General features: G+C 62.3%; 9 protein-coding genes. 7 read left to right on the top strand and 2 right to left on the bottom strand.

Going from position 1 to position 8,577, the window contains the following annotated elements; translation table 11 throughout:
• The 3 genes from BM70_RS0130665 to BM70_RS0130655 form a co-directional block, all read left to right on the top strand.
• On the top strand, window positions 1–713 hold a 713-nt coding region (locus BM70_RS0130665), incomplete at its 5' end, for a pitrilysin family protein (RefSeq protein ID WP_025859554.1).
• Complete coding sequence (rsmD, locus tag BM70_RS0130660; protein WP_025859553.1) at window positions 713–1,321, top strand: 16S rRNA (guanine(966)-N(2))-methyltransferase RsmD; 609 nt, start codon at window positions 713–715, stop codon at window positions 1,319–1,321. The genes BM70_RS0130665 and rsmD, both read left to right, overlap by 1 nt.
• A gap of 58 nt (window positions 1,322–1,379) precedes the next feature.
• The gene (locus tag BM70_RS0130655) at window positions 1,380–2,384 is read left to right on the top strand and encodes a hydrolase (protein WP_025859552.1); all 1,005 of its coding nucleotides are present in this window, start codon (window positions 1,380–1,382) and stop codon (window positions 2,382–2,384) included.
• An 89-nt stretch (window positions 2,385–2,473) separates the two neighbouring features.
• Here BM70_RS0130655 and BM70_RS0130650 read toward each other — a convergent pair whose 3' ends face one another.
• On the bottom strand, window positions 2,474–3,328 hold the full coding sequence (locus BM70_RS0130650; protein ID WP_025859551.1) for a sulfurtransferase: 855 nt from the start codon (window positions 3,326–3,328) through the stop codon (window positions 2,474–2,476).
• A gap of 33 nt (window positions 3,329–3,361) precedes the next feature.
• The gene (locus tag BM70_RS0130645; RefSeq protein ID WP_025859550.1) at window positions 3,362–4,033 is read right to left on the bottom strand and encodes a TetR/AcrR family transcriptional regulator; all 672 of its coding nucleotides are present in this window, start codon (window positions 4,031–4,033) and stop codon (window positions 3,362–3,364) included.
• Between the two features lie 146 nt (window positions 4,034–4,179).
• Between BM70_RS0130645 and BM70_RS0130640 the strand changes: the two genes are divergently transcribed.
• The 4 genes from BM70_RS0130640 (at window position 4,180) to coaD (ending at window position 8,442) form a co-directional block, all read left to right on the top strand.
• Window positions 4,180–5,607 carry a coniferyl aldehyde dehydrogenase gene (locus BM70_RS0130640; protein ID WP_025859549.1) on the top strand — a complete coding sequence of 476 codons (1,428 nt, stop codon included), beginning with the start codon at window positions 4,180–4,182 and terminating at the stop codon, window positions 5,605–5,607.
• A 28-nt stretch (window positions 5,608–5,635) separates the two neighbouring features.
• On the top strand, window positions 5,636–6,181 hold the full coding sequence (locus BM70_RS0130635; RefSeq protein ID WP_025859548.1) for a hypothetical protein: 546 nt from the start codon (window positions 5,636–5,638) through the stop codon (window positions 6,179–6,181).
• Between the two features lie 71 nt (window positions 6,182–6,252).
• Complete coding sequence (locus BM70_RS0130630) at window positions 6,253–7,848, top strand: GMC family oxidoreductase (protein WP_025859547.1); 1,596 nt, start codon at window positions 6,253–6,255, stop codon at window positions 7,846–7,848.
• A gap of 114 nt (window positions 7,849–7,962) precedes the next feature.
• Complete coding sequence (gene coaD, locus BM70_RS0130625) at window positions 7,963–8,442, top strand: pantetheine-phosphate adenylyltransferase (RefSeq protein ID WP_003176711.1); 480 nt, start codon at window positions 7,963–7,965, stop codon at window positions 8,440–8,442.
• Window positions 8,443–8,577: the final 135 nt, after the last annotated feature.

Below are 8,577 nucleotides of genomic sequence, written 5' to 3'. Positions count from 1 at the left end.
CCGAAGCCGAAGCCATGACGGCCAAGGTTTCCGCATCGCTGCCCAAGGGCCCGGCGCTGGCAAAAATCGCCCAGCCGACCGAACCCAAACCAGGGTTGAGCCGTATCGAGTTCCCGTCCAAGCAGACGCATCTGCTGTTCGCGCAACTGGGCATCGACCGCGCCGACCCGGACTACGCCGCCTTGTCGCTGGGCAACCAGATCCTCGGCGGTGGTGGTTTCGGCACCCGCTTGATGAGTGAAGTGCGCGAGAAACGCGGCCTGACCTACGGTGTGTACTCCGGCTTCTCGCCGATGCAGGTACGCGGCCCGTTCATGATCAACCTGCAAACCCGCGCGGAAATGAGCGGCGGCACTTTGCGCCTGGTCGAGGACGTGGTGGCCGACTACCTCAAGACGGGCCCGACGCAAAAGGAACTGGATGACGCCAAGCGCGAGCTGGCCGGCAGCTTCCCGCTGTCTACCGCCAGCAACGCCGATATCGTCGGGCAGTTGGGCGCCATGGGTTTCTACAACCTGCCGCTGAGCTATCTGGAAGATTTCATGAAACAATCCCAGGCCCTGACCGTAGAGCAGGTCAAGGCTGCATTGAACAAACACTTGAGCGCCGACAAGATGGTCATCGTGACCGCCGGCCCGACGATTGCGCAAAAGCCACTACCGCCCCCCACTGATAAACCTGCCGAGCAGCCGCTCGGGGTTCCGGAGCATTAATGGCCAGTTCATCTCGCCCGAAAAAACCTGTCCACAACGTCCATAACGGTGTGGGCCAGCTGCGCATCATTGGCGGCGAATGGCGCAGCCGCAAGCTGAGCTTCCCCGATGTCGTAGGCCTGCGCCCGACGCCGGACCGCGTGCGTGAAACCCTGTTCAACTGGCTTGCGCCGTACATCGCGGGCGCCAAAGTGCTGGACCCGTTCGCCGGCAGCGGCGCGCTGTTCCTGGAGGCGCTGTCCCGTGGCGCCGCCCTGGGCCAGGCGCTGGACGCCAGCAATGTGGCGGTGTCCAGCCTCAAGGAACATCTGGGCACTCTGCGCTGCACCACCGGCCAAGTGCAAACCGCCGACGCGCTGCGCTACCTCGAAACCCAGCCGGCCAGCCAGTTCGACGTGGTATTCCTCGACCCGCCGTTCAACCAGAACCTGCTGCCGACCGTGTGCGCACTGCTGGAAGAACGCCAATGGCTGGCCCCGGATTCGTGGATCTACACTGAAAGCGAGACAGCGCCTTCTACCCTGGGCCTGCCGGCATCCTGGCGACTGCACCGGGAACAGAAGTCCGGACGGGTGTATTACGCGCTATGGCAACGCAGCGCCGCCTGACCTCTGTTTGTGGTGAGCGGGCTCGCCACAGTTAAATGCATCCGCAGCAGAGAGTGTCATGCCCCCTTCTTCCGACCTGTTCACCCCCGCCTTCGGCCTCGGCAACCCCCATCTACAGACGCTGTGGGGGCCGCTGTGGCGCCCCACTACTCATCTCGAACGCCAACGCGAACGCCTGTGGCTGGCAGATGGCGACTTTCTCGATCTCGACTGGCACGGCCCGCATGACGCGCAAGCGCCCTTGGTGCTGGTGTTGCACGGGCTGACCGGTTCTTCCAACTCGCCCTACGTGGCCGGACTGCAAAAAGCCCTTGCCGCTCAAGGCTGGGCCAGCGCCGCGTTGAATTGGCGTGGCTGTTCGGGCGAACCGAACCTGTTGGCACGCAGCTATCATTCCGGCGCAAGCGAAGACCTGGCCGCCGCGATTGCCCACCTGCGAGCCAAACGACCGCTGGCACCGTTATATGCCGTGGGTTATTCACTGGGCGGCAATGTGCTGCTCAAGCATCTGGGGGAAACCGGCGCGGCATCGGGGCTGCAAGGCGCCGCGGCGGTGTCGGTGCCGTTTCGCCTGGACCAGTGCGCGGACCGTATCGGCCTGGGCTTTTCGCGGATTTACCAGAAGCATTTCATGCGCGAAATGCTGGCGTATATCCGCGTCAAGCAGAGCCGCTTTCTACAGGATGGACGGGCGGAGGGGCTGAAGACCCTTGAGGCCCTGGGCTCATTGGAGAAGATGCGCACGTTCTGGGACTTCGATGGCCGGGTCACCGCACCACTGCATGGTTTCTTGAGTGCCGAGGACTATTACCGCCGCGCGTCGAGCCGCTATTACCTGGGTGATATCCGCACACCCACCCTGATCATCCAGGCAGCCGATGACCCGTTTGTGTTTGCCCATAGCCTGCCCGAGGCCAGCGAACTGTCAGCCTGCACTGAGTTTGAGCTGACAGCCAAAGGTGGGCATGTGGGTTTTGTCGACGGTTCTCTCAAACAGCCAAGCTATTACCTGGAACGCCGGATTCCCGCCTGGCTGCTGACGCAAACCACACCGCACCTGTAGGAGGCCGGCTTGCCGGCGATGAGGCCGGTAGCTATTGCGCAAGGCTTCAGGGGCCCATCGCCGGCAAGCCGGGCTACAGGGTTGTGTAATCAGTCGCCAGTGGCGATTGCCCGCGCCGGATCGGTAATCCACTCGCTCCACGACCCCGCATACAACTTGCCCAACGGGTAACCCGCCAAGCTCAGGGCGAACAGGTTGTGGCATGCCGTCACCCCCGAACCGCAATACGCCACCAGCTCATCCGGCGAGCGCCCCTGCAATTGAGCGGCGAAGCGCTGCTTGAGTTGATCGGCTGGCAGGAAACGGCCGTCACTGCCGAGGTTTTCATTGAACGCCACGCACTGCGCACCCGGGATGTGCCCGGCCACCGGGTCGATCGGCTCCACTTCACCGCGAAAGCGCGGCTGGGCACGGGCATCGATCAAGGTCAGGCCAGGTTGACCCAGGCGTTTTTGCAGGTGTTCGGCATCCAGCACCAGACGATTGTCCGGCGTGCCGACAAAGGTGCCCGGCTCGATCACCGGCGCGTCCAGGCTCAACGGGAAACCTGCCGCATGCCAGGCCTTGAGGCCGCCATCCAGGATGAACACGCCGTCACGCTTGCCCAGCCAGGCCAGTAACCACCAGGCGCGGGCGGCATAAGCGCCGGGGCCGTCGTCGTAGAGCACCACGTCGGTGTCGGCATTGATCCCCCAGGCCCGCAATTGCTCGGCGAAGGTGTTTGCGTCCGGCAATGGGTGACGGCCGGTCACGCCCTTGGTCACCGGCCCGCTGAGGTGGCGCTCCAGATCAGCATACTGCGCGCCCTCGATATGCCCTTCGGCATAGCTGCAGAGTCCGTAGTCCGGGTCTTCCAGGGCAAAGCGGCAATCAAGGACCACCACCCCACCGGCCTTCTGGCGCTCGGCCAGTTGCTGGGGGCTGATCAGTTGGGCAAGCGGCATGACGGACTCCTATGAACAGATTCGGGAAAGGTCCTACTTCACTTCTTCCAATGCCTGATTCAACGGCACGTAAAATTCTTTGAACAAGGCATCCACTGCCTCTTTTGCCTGGGGCGTGACAAAACCCGCCTCCAATACCAGCACCTGATACACCCCGCGCTTGATTGCTTCAGCGCTCAAGTGGGCAGAGTTTTCGTTGGTGGTGCACAAAAAACGCACCCAGGAGGTGAGGATGATCCAGGCATTGAGAGTCAGGGCCTCGGTTTGCACCGGGTCCATATTGAGAATGCCAGCGTCGACAAACCCTTGGTAGATAGCGCCGCCCTGAATCAGGCAGCGCTGGGAAAAGCGCCGATAGCCGGTGGCCAGTTCCGGGTCGCTTTCCAGCAGGTGTTCGAGGTCGCGATGTAGAAAGCGGTAGCGCCACATGCCGGCCAACACGGCCTGCAAGTAGAAACGCTTGTCTTCGACGGTCACGGCGCGGCCTTGGGGCGGGCGCAGAAAGCTGTCCACCAGGGCTTCGTACTCGCGAAACAGCACGGCGATGATCGCCTGCTTGTTGGGGAAGTGGTAGTACAGGTTGCCCGGCGAAATTTCCATATGGGCGGCGATGTGATTGGTGCTCACACTGCGCTCGCCCTGCTGGTTAAAAAGCTCCAGGCTGGTTTGCACAATGCGCTCGCTGGTCTTTACTCGTGGTGCCATAGGGGATCAGCTTCTGTACACGTGATGGGGCATCTTACGGCCTATTCTTGCAGGGATAAATCCGCACGTAGGCGTAATGACATTTGACAATTTAGAGTAATGACTCTAAAAATCCAGGCAGACCTATAACAATCGGGAACGCCGCCATGTCTGCCAACGTTGCCTACCTGCAAGATTCCCAGGCGCTGGACCAGCTTCAGGAACAGTTCGACACTCAGCGTCGTGCGTACGCGGCGAACCCGATGCCGCCGGCCGCCCAGCGCCAGCAATGGCTCAAGGCCCTGCGCGACCTGCTCAGCGACGAGCGCCAGGCGCTGATCAACGCGATCAGCCAGGATTTCAGCCACCGCAGCGCAGACGAAACGCTGTTCGCCGAGCTGATGCCCAGCCTGCACGGCATTCACTACGCCAGCAAACACCTCAAGGGCTGGATGAAACCATCCCGCCGCGCTGTAGGCATTGCCTTCCAACCCGCGTCAGCCAAAGTCATCTACCAACCGCTCGGCGTGGTCGGGGTGATCGTGCCCTGGAACTATCCGCTGTACCTGGCCATCGGCCCGCTGGTCGGCGCACTCGCCGCCGGTAACCGGGTGATGCTCAAGCTCAGTGAGTCCACACCCGCCACCGGCGAACTGCTCAAGACACTGCTGGCGAAAATCTTCCCCGAGGACCTGGTGTGCGTGGTGCTGGGTGAGGCCGAAGTCGGCATGGCCTTCTCCAAGCTGCCCTTCGATCACCTGCTGTTTACGGGCGCCACCAGCATTGGCAAGCATGTGATGCGTGCGGCGGCCGAACACCTCACGCCGGTCACCCTGGAATTGGGCGGCAAGTCGCCCGCCATCGTGTCTGCCGATGTACCGCTCAAGGATGCCGCCGAACGCATCGCTTTCGGCAAGGCGCTGAACGCGGGCCAGACCTGTGTCGCGCCCGACTATGTGCTGGTACCGGAAGAGCGGGTAGACGCGTTCGTCGAGGCCTACACCAAGGCCGTTCGTGGGTTTTATCCGACCCTGGCCGACAACCCGGACTACACCGCAATCATCAATGAGCGGCAGTTGGCCAGGCTGAATGCCTGCGTCAAGGACGCCACCGACAAAGGCGCCACCTTGATCCCGCTGTACGACCAGGGCCAGGCCCGACGCATGGCCCACAGCCTGTTGCTGAATGTCAGCGATGACATGACCGTGATGCAGGACGAGATCTTCGGCCCGGTGCTGCCGATCGTGCCGTATCGAGGGCTCGACCAGGCCTTTGCCTACATCAACCAGCGCCCTCGCCCACTGGCCCTGTATTACTTCGGCTACAACAAGAGCGAGCAAAACCGTGTGCTCCACGAAACCCATTCCGGTGGCGTGTGCCTGAACGACACCCTGCTGCACGTGGCCCAGGACGATATGCCGTTTGGCGGCATCGGCCCGTCCGGCATGGGCCACTACCACGGCCACGAAGGCTTCCTCACCTTCAGCAAGGCCAAGGGCGTGCTGGTGAAACAGCGCCTGAACGCCGCGAAGTTGATCTACCCGCCCTACGGCAAATCCATCCAGAAGTTGATCCAGAAGCTGTTCGTCCGCTGACACCGCCACTCACGGGATAACAATAACAATGCACCCTAGCCTGACTGATTCACCTGCGCTGTCGCGGCGCGGCGTCTTGAAAATCGGCCTGTGCGCCAGCGCGTTCCTGGCCACCGCCGGGCTGGGCGCCAGCCTGAGCGGTTGCTCCAGCAGCACCCCGGCCAGCGGTTTTGCCATGTTGCGCAGCAGTGACCTGCCGTTCTTGCGCGCGGTGATCCCGGTGTTGCTCGAAGGCGTGGCCAGCGCCCAGGACGTTGCCAGTGGGATTGAAGACACCCTTAAAAAGCTCGACTTCAGCCTGCAGCGCCTGTCGCCGGAGATGTTCAAGCTCACCCAGCAACTGTTCGACGTACTCGGCATGGGCATCACCCGGGGCCCGTTGACCGGGATCTGGGGCAGTTGGGAAAACGCCAGTGGCGAACAGATCCGCAACTTCCTCCACCGCTGGGAAAACAGCTACCTGAACCTGCTGCGCATGGGCCAGGGCTCGCTGCTCAAGCTGGTGATCATGGCCTGGTACTTCCAGCCGACGTCCTGGGCGCATTGCGGCTACCCCGGGCCGCCGAAGATCTGACATACCGCGTCGCCTGGATCGCCGGCAAGCCGGCTCCTACCTGTTCACCACAACAATAAGAGTGCCTGTTTATGCCCGTACCCGACCTGTTCCGCGACGGCATGGCCCGTGGCTGGAAAACCCACAATGGGGCCGCCCTGGACAACGACCTGACCCTGCAAGCCGATGTCGTGATCATCGGCAGCGGCGCCGGTGGCGGCACCACCGCCGAAATCCTCAGCGCGGCGGGCTACAAGGTACTGCTGATCGAAGAAGGCCCGCTCAAGACCAGCAGCGACTTCAAGCTACTCGAAGACGAGGCCTACACCAGCCTGTACCAGGAGGGCATCGGCCGCATGAGCAAGGACGGCGCGATCACCATCCTGCAGGGGCGGGCGGTGGGCGGCACCACGCTGATCAACTGGACGTCAAGTTTTCGTACCCCGGACGCCACCCTCGCCCACTGGGCCAGCGAATACGCGGTGAAGGGCCACAGCAGCGCCGAGATGGCGCCCTGGTTTGAAAAAATGGAGCAACGCCTGGGCATCGCGCCCTGGGCCCTGCCGCCCAACCCCAACAACGATGTGATCCGCAAAGGCTGCGAAAAGCTTGGTTACAGCTGGCATGTAATTCCACGTAACGTGCGCGGCTGCTTCAACCTGGGTTATTGCGGCATGGGCTGCCCGGTCAATGCCAAGCAGTCGATGCTGGTGACCACGATTCCGTCCACCTTGGAAAAAGGCGGCGAACTGCTCTACCTGGCCCGCGCCGAAAGCCTCAACTACAGCGGCGACACCATCAGCAGCCTGGAATGCGTGGCCATGGACACCCTGTGCGTGGCACCGACCGGACGCAAGATCACGGTGAAAGCCAAGCACTATGTGCTCTCGGGCGGCGGCATCAACAGCCCGGCGCTGCTCATGCGCTCCGATGCTCCCGACCCGCACTCGCGGCTGGGCAAACGCACGTTCCTGCACTTGGTGAATTTCTCTGCCGGGCTGTTCGACGAGGTGATCAACCCGTTCTACGGCGCGCCACAGTCGATCTATTCCGACCATTTCCAGTGGCAGGACGGTACCACCGGCAGAATGTCCTACAAGCTGGAGGCACCGCCTTTGCACCCGGCGTTGGCCAGCACGCTGCTCGGCGGCTATGGCCCCCAGAACGCCTTGGACATGAGCCAGTTGCCCCACACTCATGCGATGCTCGCGCTGCTGCGCGACGGCTTCCACCCCGACAGCCCGGGTGGCAGCGTGGAGTTGCGCGGCGATGGCACGCCGGTGCTCGACTACCAGGTGTCGGACTACGCCTGGGATGGCTTGCGCCGCGCGTTCCACAGCATGGCCGAGATCCAGTTCGCGGCCGGCGCCAAGTCGGTCAAGCCGCTGCATCACGATGCACGCTACGTGAAAACCCTGGGTGAAGCCCGCACGATGATTGAAGGCCTGAACCTGGAACTGCACCGCACCTACCTGGGCAGCGCCCATGTGATGGGCGGTTGCGCCATGGGTGAAGACCCGAAAAGTGCGGTGGCCGACAGCCTCGGGCGCCACCATCAGTTGCGCAACTTGTCGATCCACGATGGGTCGCTATTCCCCACCAGCATTGGGGCCAATCCACAATTATCGGTGTACGGCTTGACCGCCCAACTGGCGACAGCATTGGCCGAACGTCTGAAAACAGCGTGAAAAAACACGGTATTCGTGCTGTCTATAGTGCTTTCTTCTGCATAAGTTGACTTGGCCGACCGGGATGGCTGCGATACCATCCGGTTCCCCAACGGACTCCGCCAGGACGACGCGATGAACCGAGTGTTGTACCCAGGTACCTTCGACCCGATTACCAAAGGCCATGGCGATCTGGTCGAACGTGCCTCACGCTTGTTCGACCATGTGATCATCGCGGTCGCTGCCAGCCCCAAGAAAAACCCGCTGTTTCCCCTGGAACAGCGCGTGGAGCTGGCGCGTGAGGTCACCAAACACCTGCCCAACGTGGAAGTGGTGGGTTTTTCCACATTGCTGGCGCATTTCGCCAAAGAGCAGAACGCCAACGTGTTCCTGCGCGGCCTGCGTGCGGTGTCGGACTTCGAATACGAATTCCAGCTGGCCAACATGAACCGCCAACTGGCGCCGGACGTGGAAAGCCTGTTCCTCACGCCGTCGGAACGCTATTCGTTCATTTCCTCGACGTTAGTCCGTGAAATTGCCGCTTTGGGCGGAGATATCACCAAGTTCGTGCACCCGGCCGTGGCGGATGCGCTAACGCTACGCTTCAAGAAATAATGAGGTGAGCCGGCTTGCTGTGGTGAGCGGGCTTGCTGTGGTGAGCGGGCTTGCCCCGCGCCGGGCTGCCCAGCAGCCCCATTAAAACACCGCGCACTGTCAGTTAAACCGCGCCCTCAGGATTCAGGGCCGCTC

It is taken from the genome of Pseudomonas sp. CHM02, assembly GCF_000612585.1.
In the GTDB taxonomy this organism is placed as follows: domain Bacteria; phylum Pseudomonadota; class Gammaproteobacteria; order Pseudomonadales; family Pseudomonadaceae; genus Aquipseudomonas.
Note: the sequence above shows the minus strand (reverse complement) of the source record. Positions and strands in the feature narration are given on the sequence as shown.

Excerpts from the sequence above, each read along its gene's own strand:
- BM70_RS0130635 (WP_025859548.1), top strand. The coding sequence starts at position 5,636 with ATGCACCCTAGCCTGACTGATTCACCTGCGCTGTCGCGGCGCGGCGTC.
- BM70_RS0130630 (WP_025859547.1), top strand. The coding sequence starts at position 6,253 with ATGCCCGTACCCGACCTGTTCCGCGACGGCATGGCCCGTGGCTGGAAA.
- rsmD (WP_025859553.1), top strand. The coding sequence starts at position 713 with ATGGCCAGTTCATCTCGCCCGAAAAAACCTGTCCACAACGTCCATAAC.
- coaD (WP_003176711.1), top strand. The coding sequence starts at position 7,963 with ATGAACCGAGTGTTGTACCCAGGTACCTTCGACCCGATTACCAAAGGC.
- BM70_RS0130645 (WP_025859550.1), bottom strand. The coding sequence starts at position 4,033 with ATGGCACCACGAGTAAAGACCAGCGAGCGCATTGTGCAAACCAGCCTG.
- BM70_RS0130650 (WP_025859551.1), bottom strand. The coding sequence starts at position 3,328 with ATGCCGCTTGCCCAACTGATCAGCCCCCAGCAACTGGCCGAGCGCCAG.
- BM70_RS0130655 (WP_025859552.1), top strand. The coding sequence starts at position 1,380 with ATGCCCCCTTCTTCCGACCTGTTCACCCCCGCCTTCGGCCTCGGCAAC.
- BM70_RS0130640 (WP_025859549.1), top strand. The coding sequence starts at position 4,180 with ATGTCTGCCAACGTTGCCTACCTGCAAGATTCCCAGGCGCTGGACCAG.